Raw genomic sequence first — 19,728 nt, 5'->3', positions numbered from 1 at the left:
ATGAGAAAAATTGTTACGACCATTCTAGGGTTTCTCCTTATTGTAGCCTCTTTCTTTATGGCCAAGGCCATAGTGGAAAATAAAAAAAGTTTGAGGCCTAAGGCCCAAAAGGCGGTTAAGACCGTTTTTGCCAAAGTAGTAAAAAATGGTACGGTACCTATTGTAGTGACCGCAAATGGCAATCTCTCCGCAAAACAAAAAGTAGCACTTTTTGCAGAAGTACAAGGTGTTTTCAAGCAGGGAAATAAATGGTTTAAGGAAGGGCAATCTTATCGGGCAGGGGAGACGATCATACATATCGATGCTTCCGAGTATACGGCCAGCGTACAATCGGCAAAAAGTAATTTGTACAATCAATTAACTTCGATAATGCCGGACCTACGCCTGGATTATCCGGATATTTTTCCTAAATGGCAAGCCTATCTTAACAATTTTGACCTGTCCAAAAGCACACCTACTTTGCCTAAAATGACCACGGAAAATGAAAAATTTTTTATTTCCGGAAGAGGAATTCTTACAGGGTATTATAATGTAAGGAACCTGGAACAACGCCTTTCCAAATATCGCATTTCTGCTCCTTTTAATGGAATTCTTACCGAAACATTGGTAACGGAAGGGACCCTGGTCCGTTCCGGGCAAAAACTGGGAGAATTTATTAATCCGGATGTTTATGAACTCGAGGTTTCCGTAAGTAAAACATATAGCAACCTATTAAAGATCGGGGAAGATGTAACGCTAACGACCTTGGAAGGGCAAAAAGAATATAGGGGCAAGGTTGCCCGGGTCAACGGTAGAATAGATCAAGCTACGCAGACGATCAAGGCTTACATAGAGGTCACGGACGAAGAGTTAAGGGAAGGGATGTATTTGGGGGCCTATTTGAATGCAAAGGAGGAGCAAAACGCTATAGAAATAGATAGGAACCTGTTATTGGAAGGAAATAAGATATTTGTCGTGAGGGATTCTATTTTGGATGTGATCACAGTGGATCCCGTTTATTTTTCGGATAAGCGTGTAGTACTCAAAAATGTGACCGACGGCACAACGATAATGTCCAGGCCCCTCATAGGTGCATATGTCGGTATGACGGTGAAGGTCTATGAAAATGAGCGGCCCAAATCTAAAAGGTGATGCGGAAATTAATTGAATATTTTATTCGATATCATGTTGCGGTGAACGTGGTGATCATTGCCTTTGCCCTTTTTGGCATTGTAGGTGCCAAATCATTGAAATCCTCTTTTTTCCCACTTACGGATTCAAAGAATATAACGATTAATATTACTTATCCCGGGGCCTCTCCACAAGAGGTTGAAGAAGGTATCGTACTTAAGATAGAGGACAACCTCAAAGGATTGGAGGGTGTAGATCGGGTAACATCTACCTCTAAGGAAAATAATGGGAGCATAAATGTTGAGATCGAAAAAGGTCGGGATATCGACTTTATGCTCTTGGAGGTCAAAAATGCCGTAGATCGTGTACCTACCTTTCCTACCGGTATGGAACCATTGATCGTATCCAAGCGGGAGACTATCCGCCAGACCATAAGTTTTGCCATAAGCGGGGAAAATATCCCTTTGGTTACCTTGAAAAACGTAGGAAGACAAATTGAGAACGACCTTAGGGCTATTGATGGTATTTCCCAGATAGAGATTACGGGATATCCACAGGAAGAAATAGAGATCGCCGTAAATGAAAACAGCCTTTTGGCCTATGGCATTTCATTTGCGGAAGTAGCGCGGGCCGTTGGCAATGCCAATATATTGGTAACGGGGGGAAACATAAAGACAGATACTGAGGAATACCTGATAAGGGCTAACAATCGTTCTTATTATGGAGATGAACTTTCCAATTTGATCGTGCGGGCCAATGTCTCAGGAAGTACGGTTCACCTTAAGGACGTGGCCATCATTAGAGACCGATTTTCCGAAACGCCCAATGCCAGTTATTTTAACGATGACCTTTCGGTAAATATGACCATTACCAGTACCAATACCGAAGATTTGATCGGTTCTGCGGAAAAAGTTAAGGAGTATATAGCCGATTTTAATCAAAAGTATAACAATATAAAACTGGATGTGGTCTCGGACCTTTCCACCACGCTTGTACAGCGTACCCAACTATTGACGGAAAATGCCGTTATGGGCATGATTTTGGTACTGATATTTCTCTCGTTGTTCCTAAATACACGTTTGGCCTTTTGGGTAGCTTTTGGGCTTCCCATAGCCTTTTTGGGAATGTTTATTTTTGCAGGCTTTTTTGATGTTACGATCAATGTCCTTTCCCTTTTTGGAATGATTATCGTTATAGGTATTTTGGTAGACGACGGTATTGTCATTGCGGAGAACATCTATCAACATTATGAAAAGGGCAAATCACCGGTCCAGGCTGCCATAGACGGCACCATGGAGGTACTCCCCCCTATTTTATCGGCTATTATAACCACCATTTTGGCATTTTCCATCTTCTTGTTCCTAGACAGTAGAATAGGCGAGTTCTTTAGTGAGGTATCTGTCATCGTTATATTGACCTTGGTCGTTTCCTTGGTGGAGGCCCTGATTATATTGCCGGCGCATCTGGCACATTCCAAGGCATTGCGGCCCGTGGATAAAAAACCTAAAAAAGGCTTGGCCAATGCGTTTGCCAAACTTCGTATCATTAATGAATTAGGTGATCGGTCCATGGCCTGGATGAGGGATAACCTATATGGCCCGGTGCTGCGTTTTGCCATGGATCATAAGGTACTTGCATTTAGTTTCTTTGCGGGAGCCCTAATACTCACCATGGGGTCCATTGGGGGTGGCATAATTAGAACGTCCTTTTTTCCGAGGATTGCCAGTGATCGTGTTCGTGTAGAACTTCAAATGCCCAATGGGACCAATGAAAAAATAACGGACTCCATTATTGGTATGATAGAGGACAAGGCCGTTGTCGTAAATGAGGAACTCACGGAAAAGTATTTAAAAGGAACGGATAAGGTTCTTTTTGAAAATATGATCAAGCGACTTGGTCCGGGTTCGTCCGCTGCTACTTTGACCATTAACCTGCTTCCCGGTGAAGAAAGACCGGATGAGATTGCTTCAAGTTTGGTGACCAACAGACTTAGGGAACTTGTAGGGCCTGTTGTGGGAGTAGAAAGCCTTGTTTATGGCTCCGGGGGTAATTTTGGTGGCTCCCCGGTATCCGTTTCCCTTTTGGGCAATAATATCCAGGAATTGAAAGCGGCCAAGACAGAACTCGTAACCGCCCTTAAAAACAATACCGCCCTTAAGGATATTGAAGATAACGACCCCGCCGGAATCAAGGAAATTCGCTTGGAACTAAAAGAAAGTGCCTATTTACTGGGATTGGACCTAAGAACCGTCATGAATCAGGTACGGGCCGGTTTCTTTGGTACACAGGCACAAAGGTTTCAGCGTTCACAGGATGAGATACGGGTATGGGTGCGTTATGACAGGACCAGTAGATCTTCTATTTCCGATTTGGACGATATGAGGATAGTCACGCCCAATGGAAGCAGGATTCCCTTAAAGGAAATTGCGGATTACACCATAGCCCGGGGAGATGTGGCCATTAACCGATTGGAAGGACAACGCGAGATACAGGTTTCCGCCGATCTTAAGAACCCCAAAGATAGCCCAACGGATATCATGGCAGAGATTCAAAATGCAATAATGCCGGAAATACAGTCTAAATACCCCACCGTTACCCCCTCTTATGAAGGCCAAAACAGGGAAGTGGGTAAACTGACAAAATCATTGAAAATGGTAGGTCTTTCGGTATTGTTTCTTATCTACATCACTATTGCGTTTACCTTTAGGAGCTTCAGTCAACCTTTAATGCTGCTTTTATTGGTACCCTTTAGTCTAACCGCTGTAGGTTGGGGGCATTGGATCCATGATTTTCCTATCAATGTACTTTCGTTATTGGGTATTATCGCATTAATAGGGATTATGGTGAATGACGGACTGGTGCTCATCGGTAAATTCAATACCAATCTCCGTGAAGGAATGACTTTTGATGCCGCTATTTATGAAGCGGGCAAATCCAGGTTCAGGGCCATTTTCCTTACATCCGTTACGACCATAGCCGGACTGGCCCCGTTAATGGCGGAAACAAGCAGGCAGGCCCAGTTTTTAAAACCTATGGCCATTTCCATTGCATACGGGATCGGCATAGCAACGGTATTGACATTAATTATGCTGCCCTTATTCCTGTCCTTCAGCAATACATTAAAATCCAAAAAAATGTTGTTGGCTTATGGCCATAATATTACCAAAGAAGAAGTGGAGCGTGCCATCAAAGAAAAAAAGGAAGGATTTTATTTGGAAGGTCAAAAGAATAAAGAAACGATCATTGGCAATAATTACGCTTCAGAATTGGAGATACCTGAAAAAAATGAAGTAGCAAAAAAAGAATTGGAAGGAATAACGGAATGATAGGATTACGACTTTTATCTACATTTTTGGTCATACCATTTTTGACCCTTACGGCCCAGGAACAATTACTTTCCAAAGAAGAAGCCGTTGCCAAGATGTTGAAGCATAATTTTGGGATTTTAGTGGCTAAAAACCAAGTGGTGATCGCCGAAAATAATAAAGGTATCTTAAATTCCGGGTATTTACCTACCCTAACAGGAACTGCGGGCGCTGCCTATAACCGCAACGATACAAACACGGAATTTCCCGGCCAATTGGACGATACCGGAAATCCAAGACCCGATATCTCTTTGGAAAATGCGGAAAGCCAAAGGTATAATGCCGCCCTAAGTCTTAATTATGTATTATTTGATGGCCTTGGTAGACGCTATGATTTTAAAAAGCTTAAGGAACAATATCGGTTAAGTAGTTTACAGGCAAGGGAAACCATAGAAAATACAATGCTACAAATGTTCAGTATTTATTTTGAAATTGCCAGATTAACCGAAAATAGGAACGTACAACAACAGGCCTTGGAAGTTTCCAAACAACGTATAACCCGATCGGAATACGCTTTTGAATACGGTCAGAACACAAAATTGGATATATTGAACGCACAGGTAGACGTTACCAATGATAGCATTAATCTGTTGAATACACAACAACAATTGGCCAATGCCAGACGTGATCTAAACGTTGTACTAAATCAAAACTTGAATGAGGTTTATCAAGTGGATACGATCATTGATTTTATCCCAAAATTAAAATTGGACGAATTTGTGGGGCGGGCTACCACAAACAATGTGGCCATATTACAAACAGAGCGGAACCTGAATATCAATGCCTATGATGTTAAAGTGAACCGATCAGGGTATTTGCCCACCATTGGTCTTTCCGGATCGTATGGTTGGAACAGGAATCAGAACCCGCCTTCCGCCTTCTTGTCCGGGACAGTTTTCCCGGGGACGAATTCAACGGTCAACAGTCTTGCCCTGGGAGCAAATTTAACATGGAATTTGTTTGATGGCGGAGGAACTTCAGTGCGGGTCAAAAATGCAAAAATCGCCTATGAAAATCAAGAATTGGTAAAGAAACAAATAGTATTGGAAGTTGATCGAGATATGAAGAACGCTTTGGCCATATATGAGAATAGACTCAATATCTTTAGGATACAGGAACAGAATGTTCGGACCAATGAAAATAATTTTGAGCGTTCCAGGGAACAATTTCAATTAGGGAGAATAACCTCGATCGAGTTTAGACAGGCGCAGATAAACCTATTGAATGCACAAACCAATAAGAATTTGGCCAAATATGATGCTAAATTAGCGGAGTTGCAACTATTGCAGCTTACAGGTCAGCTTCTGAACATCGAATTTTAAGGGATGGATGTGGAATCTCTACAAGCGAAAGGAATGTATAGCGAAAAATCGAAGAACGAACTTTTGGAGCTTTTAGATCAGCATAGGATGTTGACTTTTGAATCGCAGCTTGAGCTTAATACAGCTTTTGAAAAGAGATGTATTGCGGTAAATAAGAGTGGGCTTGAAGCGACCATTGCACAAAAGCTTGAAGAAATAAAGAATTTGGATTATCTCACGGATTTTGGTTTTTCGGCCCAATTCAAGGAAGACGGCATAGTAGTGACCCGTACCACAAAGGCATTGCTCACGGACAGTATATCGGTAATCGTAGGGCTCTTGGTTTTTTTGACAGGGATTTACGGGATCGCCTCCTTGGTTTCTATGTTTATGAACGGAAATGAGATCAATGTCTTCTCCCTGGCTATTAATGTTGCTCTGGCAAGTTTGGTCGGGACCGGTTTTATTTTTTTTAACGGGCTAAAACGCTTGTTCGATTATGCCGGTTTTAGCCTTTCCAATCGGGATGGTGCCATTACCATGAAAAAGCGCTTTGATTTAAGATTGGAAGAAATAAGGGAAGATGCTTCCCAATTGTTTTTGGAAACGGAAAACGGCGAGTTAATAGTGAGACTGAGAGAACGAAGGGTCTTTAGTTCCAATGCGGAGAACCTTATACAAAAAATGACCATGGAGCAGTTACTCAAGACACTCGGGAAAAATCAGGAATAGCCTGTCATGCACGAACATTTTTTTCAATGTCCATATTGTTGGGAAGAAATATCCATGCTGTTGGACACTTCCATAGCCCAGCAGACCTATATTGAAGATTGTGAGGTCTGTTGTAATCCTATTGAGGTTACGCCCGGGTTTCAAGCGGAGGAACTGGTTTCTTTTCGGGCAACGGATATTGCCCAGTAACCATGCCGCTTCTGACTTAAATTGCCCTTTTTCTTCTATGCTAATTTTAAATTAGAATTGATATCAATCCATTTCTTTTATCTTGCCCCCAAAAACTTTATCCCTTTCAATGGTTTTTGGATTGCCATAAATGTAAATGGAACCGCCTGCTTTCACTTTGGCCTTTACCAAATCCGTCGCTTTTACGTCTGCCCGTCCCCCGGCCAATACGGTAACCTTTGTTTCCTGGGTGTCCAAATCTTCATTATAGGCTTTTCCCCCGGTATTAACGGATATCTCTTGTGAAACACTTTTGCCGGTGAGCTTAATTTCGCTTCCGGATACCGAGCGGACGTACACATGGTCCAGGTCCACTTTTAAATTAATGACCCCGCCTTCCTGTCCTTTTATTTCGACCCTAGAGGCCTTAAAAACTTCGTCGGACATTATTTTGCCGTTTTCATTGGCATCCAGCAAGGTCAGCTCTTCCGTATAGTACAAAGTAGCTTTGGCCTCATTACCATCCAGGAAATTATCGAATTCCATTTTAATTTTCAATAAATCGCCCTTTTGGGAAATAGCGACCTCATCTTTGTCGTCCCCGGTAATGACCAGTTTATTTTCATTGCTTTTTACAAGGGTCACCATAATTCTGTCATAAACCTTGAGTTCCGTAAATTTCTCCAGGTTCTTGGTATTGGAACGCTGGGCGACCGTAACAACGGTGTAGAGCATTATAACGAGGAATGGGATATATTTTTTCATTTGGGTTTTGATTATGAATTGATATGTTGTTCCAAAGAGGGAAATTAAAACAATTCGATTAAAAACCGGTGGAATTGATTGATCATTCATTTAGAAAAACTTTGATTCGTTCAAGAATTGGCTTGTAATAAGCATTATAGCAGGCCACTGTAATGCCAATACCAGAACCGGCCAAAGCAAGCATGGTGCCATAATATAAGCCTAGGGCCGCCTGGGTGCCAACTGAATGGAAATTTGGGAAAATCAGTAAATGTAGTCCGATAATCAAGAAAATCAATTGTAGGGAAATACCACCTATAAGAAACCGCCTTCTTTTTGATAGTTTTTCTTTGACCACCAATAAGAATTCAATAGACGTTTGTTGATACCTATATTCGTTTAATGGTATTTTAACGAGTTGGGCAAGATACACTATTAGAATACTGCCTACGGTAATTGAGCACACTCCTATTCCTTGATTTAGTCCAAAAACTCCACTTGTATCATAGATTATCCATGAAAAGAATGACATGGTGGTCAGGACCAATAAAATAATCCAAATAAAATAGCTTTTCCTCAATTTTTCCTCTTTCTCTAGTCTTGAAAAAATATCATTGGATTTATTGACATCTGTAAACTCAACTTTTTTCAATTGAATATCATTTATCGTATTCCAGATTGATTTCAAATCTTTCATAATTTGTTCATTTGATTCGACAATAGTTTCTTGATTCTATTAATTTTAACACCGACGTAGTTGATAGAAATACCTGTTATATCAGAAATATCCTTATAAGATAAATCCTGTAGGTACAGAATAATAATTAGTCTGTCTTTTACGCTCAACTTGGAAATTAAGTCATTAAGTTGTTCCAATTCTTCGTTCTCATAACTTAGATTTTGAACGTTGTCCAATAAGGATTCATTAACATCATTAAATGAAATTTTTTTCATTTTGTTTTTTCTATGGAACATCAAACATGTATTTACGGTTATCCTATAAATCCATGTGCTAAGACTTGAATCCTCACGAAAATTCTTGATTCCTTTCCAAATACGAATCAGGACTTCCTGGGTTAAATCATTGGCTTCCTCAATATCATTTGTGTATCCCAGACAAGTCTGGAATATCTTTGATTTATAATGATGGGTAATTTCGTTAATGTCTATCGGCATATATTGTTTTAGATGCTTAAAAAGAACATTTATTACACGATTAATGATTTTTATTCCGATACGGAATATTTGACATGGGAATTAGAAGGAGTACGATAGATGTATATGCTCCTAACAGGATGGGTTCAATAATCCCCTATTGCGAATTGATATGCTCAATATGAAATGTATTGGATATATTTTTGTTGCACTTATCAATATTTGATTCCAAAAGATGATATGCTCCCCTGTATTGATATCAAATAGTTGCCTTTTATACAAAAAAACAAACCCTAAAAATGGATATTATGGGTCTTGGAATGTGGTTGCCTTAATTCGGTCAAGAAATGTTTTGATCGAGCTTCGGATTGGGATAATTATCGGATTGGTCCTCTAAAGTGGCATCCATACAGACAAAATCTTTTTCCAATAACAAAGAAAGTTTTCCCCCATTTGGCAAAACTACGGTATGTTGAAAGCCCACCTGTTCATTACCGGGCCATTCAAGGGTATCTTTTTTTGGCACGGACAACGTAATGGTATTATCGGCAAAGGCGGCATCAAGATGTGTTTTGTTGGCATCCGCACATACCGTATAATGAAACGTTTGATCACCAATTTTCGTTTTTTCCGAATAGCGTCCTTTTTTACTTAAGGTTTCTACTTCTGTTTTCGTCAACCTATATCTGATCGAGTTTCCTTTTATTCTAATTTTCATCTGTTGCTATTTCTTGTTTTTAGACCGGATGTAATACCAATTCAACTCTAAAATGTCTCATCTGAACAAAAAATAATTCAAATTAGGAATATGACATTTTAAAATCAAACTGGTATAATTGTTTATGGTTTCATCACTTTTTTATCGGCATCCATGAATTTTAAATACTAATTTATCGGTCGGTCAACTTAATTAGGTGTCCCTTTATGACCATCCGTTTATATCTTGGAACGACTTTATACCGTTTCCGATTCCAAAACTTCTTTTTTCTTATACCTGAGTTTGCCCAACTCAATACCAATGGAGGTTTTTGCCAGCATCGTAAAGATAAAGGCGCCCATTGCCCAAATGCCCAGGGTAACGCCAATTTCAACGCCCGTAGGGGTATATTCGGCTATTTTTCCATAAGGGCCGGGTATAAAACCGGGAACGATCAGTCCAAAACCTTTTTCTATCCAAATGGCCACAAACAGGATAAAGCAGCAAAAGTATAACACTTTAAAATTGTTGCGGAGCTTGTGGAACGTCAATAAAACGGTGGCCAATACATTTAATGGAATGGCCGTCCATATCCAGGGGAGCAGGGCCGTTTTTCCCTCCAATCCAAAAAACAGGTAATAGGCACTTTCACTATGGTGGGTGGGGGCATAAAATTCCTTGAACAGCTCGGAGACCAGCATAATCAGATTTATTTGGGCCGCCACCACCACGATCATGGCAATTTTTCTGATGGTCCTGTCTTCTATTTTAAATGCTGTAAAGGAACGGATTATCGCCAGGACCAATATGATAAGAGCGGGTCCCGCCGCAAAGGCGGACGCTAAAAACCTTGGTCCCAGCAATGCATTGTTCCAGAACGGACGGGCCTGTAATCCTTCATATAAAAATGCGGTGACCAAATGTATGCCCACGGCCCATAATACGGATAGGATAGCACCGGGAATGTATACTTTTGGATTGGCATCCTTACCCTGGTAATGGCGAAAGAGGATATATAGGGGAATGGTAATATTGATAAAAAGATATCCGTTAAGCACGATTACGTCCCAAGCCAACATAGAACTGGGAAAATTAAATACGCCTATACCCGGTATCATATGCCATAATACGGATGGCCCTCCCATATCCGCGATTACAAAGGCAAGGCACATGAGCAATGCCGCCACGGCAAGCCCCTCACCGATCAGCACGGCATGTTTAAAATCAATATCATGTAGGACATAGGTAGGCATTACCAGCATTACGGCCGCTGCCGCCACACCCACTAAAAACGTAAAGTTGGAAATGTAAAGCCCCCAACTCACCCTATCTGTCATTCCCGTAGCACTTAGACCCTCATCCAATTGAATGGAATAGCAATACATGCCAACGAGCATGATCACCGTTAAGAAAATCATCCAGATATGATAGGTTTTTGAGCCATGGGTAATGTAATCAAAACTGTCCCTGATCATGCTTGTAAAAGCCCTTAATGTATTCATTCTTTTATTATCTAGTTAAAAGTTAAAACCCTGCTCCCGATAGCTATCGAGATTCGTTGCAGTTACTTTAGTTTTCATAAATTTTAAAGAATACTTGCCATTTCGACAGAGGGAGGAACGAGTGACGAGAAATCTCGATAATAATAGGATTCCTCTTCGTACCTCGTTCGGAATGACAAATTATGCTTAAAAGGAATTTCATTCTTTATATTAAAACTATGGAATTTAAATCCATAGTGGTTTATTTTTTACGCTACGGAATCTTTGGTTTAGTCCATGAAATACCAGAATTTGGGTTCGGTACCCAAGTCCTCTTTTAAACGGAATACCTTTTTGTTTTCGAGTACCCATCTGATCGTACTGTCTGGATCCAAGAGATTTCCAAAGATCCTGGCACCGGTAGGACAGGCTTCGACACAGGCCGGATCCCTACCGGCCCTGGAACGTTGTACACAAAAAGTACATTTTTCCATTACGCCCTTTTTACGCATCCTATTGCCCAGATAGTGCTGGTTTTTGTTTATTTCCTTTTCCGGCACCTCCGGTTTACTCCAATTGAAACGCCTGCCATCGTACGGGCAGGCCGCCATGCAATACCTGCACCCAATGCACCAATCGTAATCAATGACCACAAGCCCATCTTCTTCCCGCCACGTAGCTTCTACGGGACACACATCTACACAGGGCGGATTGTCACAATGAAAGCACTGGGTCCCCATATAAAAATGCCCCGCTGCCGGTACTTCATGATAGTAATTGTCATCGGCTTCATTAAATTTAAAACCTTCGCCGTCCTTCATTTCATGAATACGGATGTACTGCATTTCTGAATTCCTGTCCTGATTGTTTTCTTTGACACAGGCATTTACGCAATCCATATAGCCCTGGCATTTTGAGATATTAAAGGCATAGCCGAAGAGCACATCTTTTGATGCATCTGTCGCCGCCATTTTAATATTTTGTTTTTTTCGAAGTTGATAGGAACGTACCAACCGGTCAACTGTGGCCTTTCGTTCTTCTTGGGTCATTAACTTATAATTGCCCTTAAACTGTTCTTCCCAATCAATTTGTGCCTTTTCCTTGGACTCTTCCCCGGCAACCAGGCTGCAGGAGGTTTGTACGGCCCCGGCCCCGACCAATAAACTGGCGGTAAGCTTTCTAAAGGCGCTCCGTCTGTCCATCTTTACATCAAAAACCTGTTGAAAACCGTCCTTTCCGGTTTCTTCGATCATAGCCTCCTCCACAGCGGCATCAAATTCTTCCGCCGTAATGGAATGTTGATGATTCCCCGGTGAGGGCGTACCGTGGGATTTGCAGCCTCCAGCAGTTTTTCCACATCCACAACTATTTGCCCCCGGTTTCTTGTTATTGAGTCCCAGATCCAATGTAAACCATTTCTTTTTCTCGCTCATAGTTCTATTATTGTGTTGTGTATTGATGGTAATTTCTTATTCCCGTTCCTTAACTTTTCGGGTATTGAACCGTTCGGGCCATTTTGGTGCAATTTGCGGCTCGTGCGGATTATGACAATTTACACAGGTCATGGCTGCCCGGGGTTTGGCCCACCCGCCAATATTTTTCCCATGGGCACCGCCTTTCCAGTCTTCGAACTGTGGACTGTGGCATTGGGCACATAGTTTAAAGCTCTTATTAAAATCGACCGTGTTCCCCGTTAGACTGTTCAAATTATCCATGTCCTTTCCATTGTGGCATGTGGCACAGTTCATGGCATTTTCATTGGCATGGTTTATTTGCATATCCCAGTGCGCTTTTTGCCCCGTTTTGGTATTTTGCAGTGCTGCCAATGGTTTTGTATGGCATTCGGTACAGGCGTATGATTTTATTTGGCTTTTGCGTTCGGGGATTAGAAAGGTATGTTCACCTTCGGTGATCTCTATCGTTTTGATATCCCCTATATAGGTCTCGGAAGAGATATCTGTTTCATGATATTTTTTTCCTTCCTCTTCTATCTTTTCCTTTAAGCTATGGTATTCCCCCTCTTTATGTCCACAGGAACATAGGCAGAAAAGTAAGATGAATATGGATAGGATACTCTGTTTAATCATTGGTTGTTGAATTTGTGCGTACGAACAATTCTATATTTTCATATTGACGTTTTCGGGGTACGTGGCATTGGCGACAGTTTATGCGTTCAGGATGATCTATACGCAGTTCCTTTACGGCGCCCGGACCTGCATGGCAGGACAGGCAGTTCTCGCGCATCTGGAGTTGATGTGGAATTACGGGCGGACTACCGGGCAAAGCGTTGTTCGTCCCAACAATGGGAGCAGGTTTTTTATAGAAATGGGTGGCCTTAAAACGCGATCGGGTCCGTTGTTCTACATGACACTGTTTGCAGTTTATCATTTCCGGGTGTGGCGTAACCGGTGCGTATGCATTGAATTTTTCTACAAAACCGCCATTTTGATGACATTGCAGGCACGTAACGCCGCCCATCCCCAATTTCTCTTTAACAGGATGTGGAATACTGGGCGGGGCACCGGGATAGGCCCTATTTTCATAATAGGTATCCAATGTCCTTTGATGGTTTTCGTCCATGGGCATATTCAAATACTCCAGGGCGAATCCCGAACGTTCAAAAACGGCACTTTCCGATGGGATGATCGGGAGTTCTTTGTCTTTGGAAATAGGGATGTAGGCATCTTCCCTGCCTTTTTCATAGCTATAGATCCAATTGATCAGAAAACCTATGGACAGTAACGCTAATATGGACAAAATTACAGCTCTTTTCATGCTTTATGCCTTTTCTACCTTAACCGCACATTTTTTATAATCGGGTTCTTTGGAAATAGGACAAAACGAATCCAGGGTGATGTCGTTAATGAGCATGTTCTCATCAAAAAAGGGTACGAACACCTGCATTGGTGCCGGAACGCCCCGTTCATTTACGGAAGCGGGAAGTGTTATTTCCCCTCTTCTAGTCGTTAATTTTACCTTGTCTCCCGTTCGTATTTGCAGACGTTCGGCATCACCGGGGTTCAATTCTACATATGCATGCGGCATTGCCTGGTGCAGTACGGGTATTCTTCGGGTCATTGAACCGGTATGCCAATGTTCTACCACACGGCCCGTGCCCAACCAAAAAGGATATTCCGCATCGGGCTCTTCCGCCGCCGGTTCATAGGGGCGTTGCCATATGACCGCTTTGCCGTCCTTTTTGCCATAAAAATGAAAGTCTTTTCCATTGGAACACGCCGGATCGTATTTGGCATTAAAACGCCATTTTGTGGATTTGCCGTCTACATAGGGCCATAAAGCGCCCGGTTGTGATTTTAATACCTCCAAAGGCGCCATATTGTGTTTCTTGCCTTCATGGTGTTTTCGGTATTCGTTATAAATTTCTTCAATATGGGTTTCTTTCTTATAATAAAATTGTTTTTCAAAGCCCATGCGTTTGGCAACCTCCAATAGTTGCATGGTATCGCTCATGGCCTCACCGGGCGGTTCCAGCATCTGTTCAAAATACTGGGTACGGCGTTCGGAATTGCCGTACATCCCCTCACGCTCTATCCACATGGCCGAGGGTAGTACCACATCGGCAATGTCCGTTGTGGGGGTCGGGTAAATATCGGAGACCACGATAAAGCGTCCTTCTTTTTTGGCACCGTCCCTATAACGCTTTAATTTGGGCATGGTGACCATTGGATTGGTCACCTGTATCCACATAAATCTAATATCGCCCCTATCCAGTGCCCTGAACATTTCTACGGTATGATAGGTGGGCTTGGCCGGGATATTTTCTACGGGGACGTCCCATATTTTTGCCGCAAAGGCGCGATGTTCTTTGTTCATGACCACTCCATGGGGCAATTTATGGGTAAGCGTACCTACTTCCCGTACGGTTCCGCAGGCACTGGGTTGCCCGGTCAAAGAAAACGGACTGTTGCCGGGACTGGAAATTTTTCCCGTCAGCAAATGTATATTGTAGACCAGATTGTTTACCCAAGTACCCCTTGAATGCTGGTTCATGCCCATACACCATAAGGACATTACTTTTTTATTGGGGTCGCCAAAATGGGCCGCCAGGTATTTGATATCCTTTACGGAAACTCCGGATAATCGCGATACTTTTTCCGGGGTATAATCTTCTAGGAACTTTTTATAATCCTCAAAGGTTATGGCTTCGGGTTTATCGGTAAACTTATACTTATCCTCCAGGCCATACCCCATATTCGTCAGGCCTTTTTTAAAATTGCAATGTTCCTTGACGAATTCGGTATGTATCCAACCATTACGGATTATTTCATAGCAAATGGCGTTGGCCACGGCCAAATCGGTCTGGGGATTAAAAATGATGGATTTATCGGCGGCCATACTGGTTCTGGTGGTCCGTGTGGCAAAATCAATGATCTTAACGCCCCGTTTTAACCGTTGGTCCAATAAGCGGGAGAACAACACGGGGTGCATTTCCGCCATGTTATTGCCCCATAGCACAAATGTATCGGCATGATCAATATCCTCATAGCAACCCATGGGTTCGTCCAGTCCGAACGAGGTAAGGAAACCGGTAACTGCCGTGGCCATACACAAACGGGCATTGGCTTCAACATTATTGGTCCCGATACAGCCTTTGAACAATTTTGATGCTACATATCCATCCGGAATTGTCCATTGCCCCGAACCATAAATGGAAACGGCATCTTTGCCATGGTCTTTAATGGTTTCCTGCATTTTGGAGGCGATTAAATCTAATGCCTCATCCATGGAGGTTTCCACGTATTTCCCGTTCTTTTTGACCAAAGGCTTTGTTAATCTATCCTTACCGTATAGGGCCATGATGGAATGGTAACCTTTAACACAACACAGTCCTTTATTTACGGGGGATTTGGGATCTCCTTTTACCGCAACCGCTTTTCCATTTTCTGTACCTATGAGTACACCACAGCCTACACCGCAGAATCTACAGGGTGCTTTTTTCCAATCCAGGTTTGCATCGGAGGGAATCCCCCTTTCCTGTTCGTCGGCAAAAATGATTCCCGGAAACATGCCCGCAGCGGCGGTCATAGCCGATAGCATTGCCATTTTTTTAATAAAACTTCTTCTATTGGTATGAATTGATCGGTACATAGTACTTTATGTTTTAGGAGTGTCAAAGCCCGAAACCATGGCCAGTAATTTTAAACTGGGAATGGATTCTAGTTTTTCTTTTAAAATATCTTCTTCCTGTCGTGAATTCGTCTCGGTAACAAGAATCAATACATCCTTGTTTTCTGCGGGTAAGACCTCACATTCGTCCATAGCACTTAATGCCTGTATAAGGTACTCTTTTTTACCGTCATGCGGATGTGCCAGATAGCTTTTAATAGGCATATTGTATGCTTTTGTACGTATTTGCTATAGTAAGCGTATTTCCCGTATTTGATTCCCCATCCTGATTAAAGGCGGCACCCAGATGGAAACGAGATCTGTTTTTGTGGTATTTGAATAAAGACACATCATAGCTGCGTGCCTGTTGTGCCCATGCTACCCCACCAAAAATACGCTGATCATTATAATTCAAGACCTGCCCTCCCAATTTCAAGGAAAGTTCCGGGGTAAATCGTGATTCTCCCCAGGCCTGATGCACGGCAAACCCATTGCGGTCCGCTCTGTTCAATTGCGGAACGTCACCCCAACGTATATCCTGAACACTTAAATAGAAGTTGAGGTATTCCTTTTTATAGTCAGCGTTTAACCGAGTACGCTGAGAAATAAAAGCAGCGGGATCTATATTTTCCAGGAACAGGGTTTGAAAACCGTGTCGGAATTCAAATCGAGGTCTTAGTTCTGCATTGATCGTTACTTGTGCGGTTGCAAATGAACATATGAACAGCAAAAAAAGAATCTTGGAGTAGCATTGTTTCATAGGTTTATCGATGCTTAGGCATAATACTAAGATATAAATTCGGTTACGGCCCTTAACCCCTAGGATTCAGTTGGAAATACCTTTTTATAATTTTAGTTTATCATGGATTGAACAACAATATGTTTTTAGGAAAATCCAATAACGTTTTTTATAGGGTTTACTGGATTTATCCATTTAATCGTTCAAATATAAATGCAGGAAATAAGATAAAACATGACAAATGTCATTTTTGGAAATTTTAAATGGAACTTGTAAAAATGTATGGAAATCCTTGATGGGCAAAAGTTCTTTCTGCATTTTAAAAGTAAAACTGATTGATTCTCAGATTACATCAATGGCTTCTTTATTGAATGTGAATCTAAACTAACGCCCAAATACGGTTATTTACTACATTAATTTTTAAGATAGATTAACGATATTGGAAGTAAATGACCATATCCAATATCAATTTAACAGGCATTTATATTGTATAGAAAAGAAAATTATAGAAAGCACGAGTTTGATCAAAAATCAGATTAAATATTGGTTGGGGTGATTTAAACAGTCTGTTTATTTATCAATTCTTCCCATTTTTCAATCGTATCGATTTTTTTGCATTTAGGAATAATGGATTTTATCCTATTTTTAATGCTTATTGCTAAGTCTATATTCTTTTGAACAAAAATAGCTGATCCGGCTATTTCCTTTTCTTTGTCTTCCACATCTTTTTTTGTAGGTAGCATTATTTCGGTTACACAATTTTCACTATCCTGATGATCTATTGTGGCTACATGTAAAATATCGTGATTAGAAGAATCGTCCAATACATAAAAATGTAATTGTTTAGGGAATTTTTGCCAAAGTTCTTTAAACTCACTATACCAATCTTCACTTGCGTTTTCTCCATATTGAACTCTTGTAATCATTAATCCACTATTATTTGATAATGAATTTTTGAATGATTTTATATAATCTTCTGCAATTTTTTTATCCCTGCTATCCATGTTAAGACCTCTGCCGGTGATGTATATATCTTCTTTTGCTTGCTTGATTACCCTTTCAAAATGGTTATAAAAATTGTGGTTTATCGAGCCTTCCCTGATTGGATAAAAATCAACTCCATTATTTACTTTGTCCAGTCGTTCATCTGCTTTTTTACTGACTTCTGCCAATTGTTTTTCTGCTCTTTCGTTGGCCTCGACCAATTGTTTTTTTGCTCGTTCATTAATCTCATTTATTTGTTCATTTGACTTTTTATTCTGTTTTCTATAAAGATATATTGATAGAAAGCCGGTTAACATTATCGATACAAATGCAACAAGAATATTAATAACATCAATTTCCATTGTTAATTAGTTTAAATTTTTATGAATAAAAGAATATGCTCTTGCTCTGATTTTTTCAGGGAAATCATGTTTTGTTCTTGGAGAATAATGTTCAAAATTAGATAAGTCGGCTTTTTCGGAATACTTTTTTTGAGCATTGTTTACACATAACAATGCCCCTGAATAATCAAATATTTCATCTTCAGTTGGAGTGCTAACGAACAAGGGAGTTGGGCTGAGTGATGCTAAAAGTTCTGGGAAATCAAAGGGCATTCGTGCGGGGTCGTTCTTATATTTTAAAAAAACGTTAGGCATGTATTTATCTCGTAATGCCCATCTAGATAAATCGCCACTTTTTTGCATGGCTGCATACTTTTCAAAAGTCGTAAATCCAGCACTGATTACGGCAATTTTAATTCTCTTATCAAAATGGGTAAGTAACAAGGCATTTGTTCCTCCTAAAGAATGTCCGATACATCCAAGTTTTGAAGAATTGACAAAAGACAAACTCTCTAGAAGGTTTAGTGCGGCCATATGATTCATCAACCCTTTCATACTAACACTTTCATAACCAAACTCCGAATAAACCCTATCTTCTGTAATAGAATAATCACCAAAAAAAGGATATTCTGGAGATATTGTCACAAATCCTTTTTTTGCCAATTCAAAAGCATAAGAGAAATTTAAATTCCCTTGGTTACCAACAACTTCCTCTATACCTATGGCTTTATCTACTGTTGTTTGATGCAAACACAAAATGCCCGGTACTTTATCTTTTAAATTAATTGGAGTTAAAAGATAACACGGCACTTTATCATCTGAATCAACTAATAAATCAAGTTTCTGAAATCGTACCCCGTCTTTTATATACTCATTTGTAATCTGATAAATAACCTTAGGATTTATATGCTTGTCGGGTTCAAAATCACCTATTACACTTAGGATTCTTTGGGTTAAATTATTTTTATTTCCAGTCATTAAAAACGTTGAAAATTGGCTTTGGAGTATAATGGTAAATTTACATGAATTGAGACAAAGGTGAATAAGTTAAGAATTTCATATGGAAAAAATAATTACGGCTAGTACTTTTAGCATTCTCGCCTTTATATTTTAATCATACTTTAACCGCTTTTATTATTGGGTGAGTTCTATAATACTACTATCTAGAGTAGGGGTGCTTGCCACGACTTGTATGGGCTTTTCTTTATTTGCGATTTTCATTAGAATCGATGCAATTCCCGCTTTTGCCTTTACAGGATTTTCACCTATAAGCTCTGCATTGCCCGACATAACGGAAAAATTGACCTCATCATTGGCATCATGGATCATATTCCCATATTGATCGAGCACCCTTGCATGCAGAATGACAATGTCGTTGTCCGCCGGGGCAATATGTTCCATATCCAGTTCAAGTGCCAATTGTCGGGCCCCGCCCGATGTTACCACTTTATCTTCACAAACTTTCTCCCCGTTGATATAGCCCATGGCCACAAGTTTCCCTTTTTTGAACGTTTTTATATCGAAAACATAGGGCGGATATTCCAAATGTGTGGAATATCGGTCCCTTTCCATTTTTTTTCTGTCCACGATCTCCCCGTTCAGGAACAGGGCCACTTCATCGCAGTTGCTGTACACCTTTACGGGCAAAGGGGAGTTTTCGTTCCAGTAGCTCGCGATCTTTACCATAGGGCCGCCGATCGCCATGTCCCCGAACACGATTTTCTCGTCCGGGGGCCTTTGGCTCCGATAAAAATAGTTCGCAAACTTCGGTATCCTGAAGATGT

19 protein-coding genes are annotated in these 19,728 nt (G+C 40.9%); 5 read left to right on the top strand and 14 right to left on the bottom strand.

Going from position 1 to position 19,728, the window contains the following annotated elements; translation table 11 throughout:
- Genes ACKWB9_RS02685 through ACKWB9_RS02665 form a run of 5 tightly spaced genes read left to right on the top strand, consistent with a single transcriptional unit; the run spans position 1 to position 6,697 of the window.
- The gene (locus ACKWB9_RS02685; protein WP_414001447.1) at positions 1-1,131 is read left to right on the top strand and encodes an efflux RND transporter periplasmic adaptor subunit; all 1,131 of its coding nucleotides are present in this window, start codon (positions 1-3) and stop codon (positions 1,129-1,131) included.
- Positions 1,131-4,436, top strand: coding sequence for an efflux RND transporter permease subunit (locus ACKWB9_RS02680; RefSeq protein ID WP_414001446.1), 3,306 nt, complete (start codon positions 1,131-1,133; stop codon positions 4,434-4,436). Before ACKWB9_RS02685 ends, ACKWB9_RS02680 begins: the two co-directional genes overlap by 1 nt.
- Positions 4,433-5,797, top strand: coding sequence for a TolC family protein (locus ACKWB9_RS02675; RefSeq protein ID WP_414001445.1), 1,365 nt, complete (start codon positions 4,433-4,435; stop codon positions 5,795-5,797). Before ACKWB9_RS02680 ends, ACKWB9_RS02675 begins: the two co-directional genes overlap by 4 nt.
- 3 nt (positions 5,798-5,800) lie before the next feature.
- On the top strand, positions 5,801-6,508 hold the full coding sequence (locus tag ACKWB9_RS02670; protein WP_414001444.1) for a hypothetical protein: 708 nt from the start codon (positions 5,801-5,803) through the stop codon (positions 6,506-6,508).
- Between the two features lie 6 nt (positions 6,509-6,514).
- Positions 6,515-6,697, top strand: a complete 183-nt coding sequence (locus ACKWB9_RS02665; RefSeq protein WP_414001443.1) for a CPXCG motif-containing cysteine-rich protein — start codon at positions 6,515-6,517, stop codon at positions 6,695-6,697.
- Between the two features lie 63 nt (positions 6,698-6,760).
- On the opposite strand, the gene ACKWB9_RS02660 is transcribed toward ACKWB9_RS02665, so the two are convergent.
- The 14 genes from ACKWB9_RS02660 to ACKWB9_RS02595 form a co-directional block, all read right to left on the bottom strand.
- Positions 6,761-7,441 carry a head GIN domain-containing protein gene (locus tag ACKWB9_RS02660; protein ID WP_414001442.1) on the bottom strand — a complete coding sequence of 227 codons (681 nt, stop codon included), beginning with the start codon at positions 7,439-7,441 and terminating at the stop codon, positions 6,761-6,763.
- Between the two features lie 82 nt (positions 7,442-7,523).
- A complete protein-coding gene (locus ACKWB9_RS02655; RefSeq protein WP_414001441.1) occupies positions 7,524-8,117 on the bottom strand; it encodes a hypothetical protein in 594 nt (197 codons plus the stop codon).
- Positions 8,114-8,596 (bottom strand): RNA polymerase sigma factor, encoded by a 483-nt coding sequence (locus ACKWB9_RS02650; RefSeq protein ID WP_414001440.1) that lies wholly within the window; start codon positions 8,594-8,596, stop codon positions 8,114-8,116. Before ACKWB9_RS02650 ends, ACKWB9_RS02655 begins: the two co-directional genes overlap by 4 nt.
- Positions 8,597-8,915: 319 nt before the next feature.
- On the bottom strand, positions 8,916-9,293 hold the full coding sequence (locus ACKWB9_RS02645; RefSeq protein ID WP_414001439.1) for a DUF7009 family protein: 378 nt from the start codon (positions 9,291-9,293) through the stop codon (positions 8,916-8,918).
- A gap of 236 nt (positions 9,294-9,529) precedes the next feature.
- Complete coding sequence (gene dsrP, locus ACKWB9_RS02640; protein ID WP_414001438.1) at positions 9,530-10,774, bottom strand: sulfate reduction electron transfer complex DsrMKJOP subunit DsrP; 1,245 nt, start codon at positions 10,772-10,774, stop codon at positions 9,530-9,532.
- A 269-nt stretch (positions 10,775-11,043) separates the two neighbouring features.
- Positions 11,044-12,186, bottom strand: coding sequence for a 4Fe-4S dicluster domain-containing protein (locus ACKWB9_RS02635; protein WP_414001437.1), 1,143 nt, complete (start codon positions 12,184-12,186; stop codon positions 11,044-11,046).
- 36 nt (positions 12,187-12,222) lie between these two features.
- On the bottom strand, positions 12,223-12,840 hold the full coding sequence (locus ACKWB9_RS02630; RefSeq protein ID WP_414001436.1) for a cytochrome C: 618 nt from the start codon (positions 12,838-12,840) through the stop codon (positions 12,223-12,225).
- Entirely contained in the window at positions 12,833-13,528 is a 696-nt protein-coding gene (locus tag ACKWB9_RS02625; protein WP_414001435.1) for a cytochrome C, read from the bottom strand. Before ACKWB9_RS02625 ends, ACKWB9_RS02630 begins: the two co-directional genes overlap by 8 nt.
- A 3-nt stretch (positions 13,529-13,531) precedes the next feature.
- Complete coding sequence (locus ACKWB9_RS02620) at positions 13,532-15,862, bottom strand: molybdopterin-dependent oxidoreductase (RefSeq protein WP_414001434.1); 2,331 nt, start codon at positions 15,860-15,862, stop codon at positions 13,532-13,534.
- Between the two features lie 6 nt (positions 15,863-15,868).
- Positions 15,869-16,105, bottom strand: coding sequence for a hypothetical protein (locus tag ACKWB9_RS02615; protein ID WP_414001433.1), 237 nt, complete (start codon positions 16,103-16,105; stop codon positions 15,869-15,871).
- Positions 16,095-16,640 (bottom strand): hypothetical protein, encoded by a 546-nt coding sequence (locus ACKWB9_RS02610; RefSeq protein ID WP_414001432.1) that lies wholly within the window; start codon positions 16,638-16,640, stop codon positions 16,095-16,097. The genes ACKWB9_RS02615 and ACKWB9_RS02610 overlap by 11 nt, the downstream gene beginning before the upstream one ends.
- Positions 16,641-17,176: 536 nt before the next feature.
- Entirely contained in the window at positions 17,177-17,965 is a 789-nt protein-coding gene (locus tag ACKWB9_RS02605) for an ATP synthase subunit B family protein (protein WP_414001431.1), read from the bottom strand.
- Positions 17,966-17,971: 6 nt separating this feature from the next.
- On the bottom strand, positions 17,972-18,922 hold the full coding sequence (locus ACKWB9_RS02600) for an alpha/beta hydrolase family protein (RefSeq protein WP_414001430.1): 951 nt from the start codon (positions 18,920-18,922) through the stop codon (positions 17,972-17,974).
- A 156-nt stretch (positions 18,923-19,078) separates the two neighbouring features.
- Positions 19,079-19,728: DUF4982 domain-containing protein (locus ACKWB9_RS02595; protein ID WP_414001429.1), on the bottom strand; the 650-nt coding region annotated here is incomplete at its 5' end.

Origin of the sequence: Maribacter spongiae, from assembly GCF_047345125.1 — a bacterium.
Classification (GTDB): Bacteria; Bacteroidota; Bacteroidia; order Flavobacteriales; family Flavobacteriaceae; genus Maribacter.
This window is presented reverse-complemented; position numbering and strand designations above follow the sequence as displayed.

Excerpts from the sequence above, each read along its gene's own strand:
- ACKWB9_RS02630 (WP_414001436.1), bottom strand. The coding sequence starts at position 12,840 with ATGATTAAACAGAGTATCCTATCCATATTCATCTTACTTTTCTGCCTA.
- ACKWB9_RS02680 (WP_414001446.1), top strand. The coding sequence starts at position 1,131 with ATGCGGAAATTAATTGAATATTTTATTCGATATCATGTTGCGGTGAAC.
- ACKWB9_RS02675 (WP_414001445.1), top strand. The coding sequence starts at position 4,433 with ATGATAGGATTACGACTTTTATCTACATTTTTGGTCATACCATTTTTG.
- ACKWB9_RS02600 (WP_414001430.1), bottom strand. The coding sequence starts at position 18,922 with ATGACTGGAAATAAAAATAATTTAACCCAAAGAATCCTAAGTGTAATA.
- ACKWB9_RS02670 (WP_414001444.1), top strand. The coding sequence starts at position 5,801 with ATGGATGTGGAATCTCTACAAGCGAAAGGAATGTATAGCGAAAAATCG.
- ACKWB9_RS02655 (WP_414001441.1), bottom strand. The coding sequence starts at position 8,117 with ATGAAAGATTTGAAATCAATCTGGAATACGATAAATGATATTCAATTG.
- ACKWB9_RS02610 (WP_414001432.1), bottom strand. The coding sequence starts at position 16,640 with ATGAAACAATGCTACTCCAAGATTCTTTTTTTGCTGTTCATATGTTCA.
- ACKWB9_RS02620 (WP_414001434.1), bottom strand. The coding sequence starts at position 15,862 with ATGTACCGATCAATTCATACCAATAGAAGAAGTTTTATTAAAAAAATG.
- ACKWB9_RS02660 (WP_414001442.1), bottom strand. The coding sequence starts at position 7,441 with ATGAAAAAATATATCCCATTCCTCGTTATAATGCTCTACACCGTTGTT.
- ACKWB9_RS02645 (WP_414001439.1), bottom strand. The coding sequence starts at position 9,293 with ATGAAAATTAGAATAAAAGGAAACTCGATCAGATATAGGTTGACGAAA.
- ACKWB9_RS02650 (WP_414001440.1), bottom strand. The coding sequence starts at position 8,596 with ATGCCGATAGACATTAACGAAATTACCCATCATTATAAATCAAAGATA.
- ACKWB9_RS02635 (WP_414001437.1), bottom strand. The coding sequence starts at position 12,186 with ATGAGCGAGAAAAAGAAATGGTTTACATTGGATCTGGGACTCAATAAC.
- dsrP (WP_414001438.1), bottom strand. The coding sequence starts at position 10,774 with ATGAATACATTAAGGGCTTTTACAAGCATGATCAGGGACAGTTTTGAT.
- ACKWB9_RS02625 (WP_414001435.1), bottom strand. The coding sequence starts at position 13,528 with ATGAAAAGAGCTGTAATTTTGTCCATATTAGCGTTACTGTCCATAGGT.
- ACKWB9_RS02615 (WP_414001433.1), bottom strand. The coding sequence starts at position 16,105 with ATGCCTATTAAAAGCTATCTGGCACATCCGCATGACGGTAAAAAAGAG.
- ACKWB9_RS02665 (WP_414001443.1), top strand. The coding sequence starts at position 6,515 with ATGCACGAACATTTTTTTCAATGTCCATATTGTTGGGAAGAAATATCC.
- ACKWB9_RS02685 (WP_414001447.1), top strand. The coding sequence starts at position 1 with ATGAGAAAAATTGTTACGACCATTCTAGGGTTTCTCCTTATTGTAGCC.
- ACKWB9_RS02605 (WP_414001431.1), bottom strand. The coding sequence starts at position 17,965 with ATGGAAATTGATGTTATTAATATTCTTGTTGCATTTGTATCGATAATG.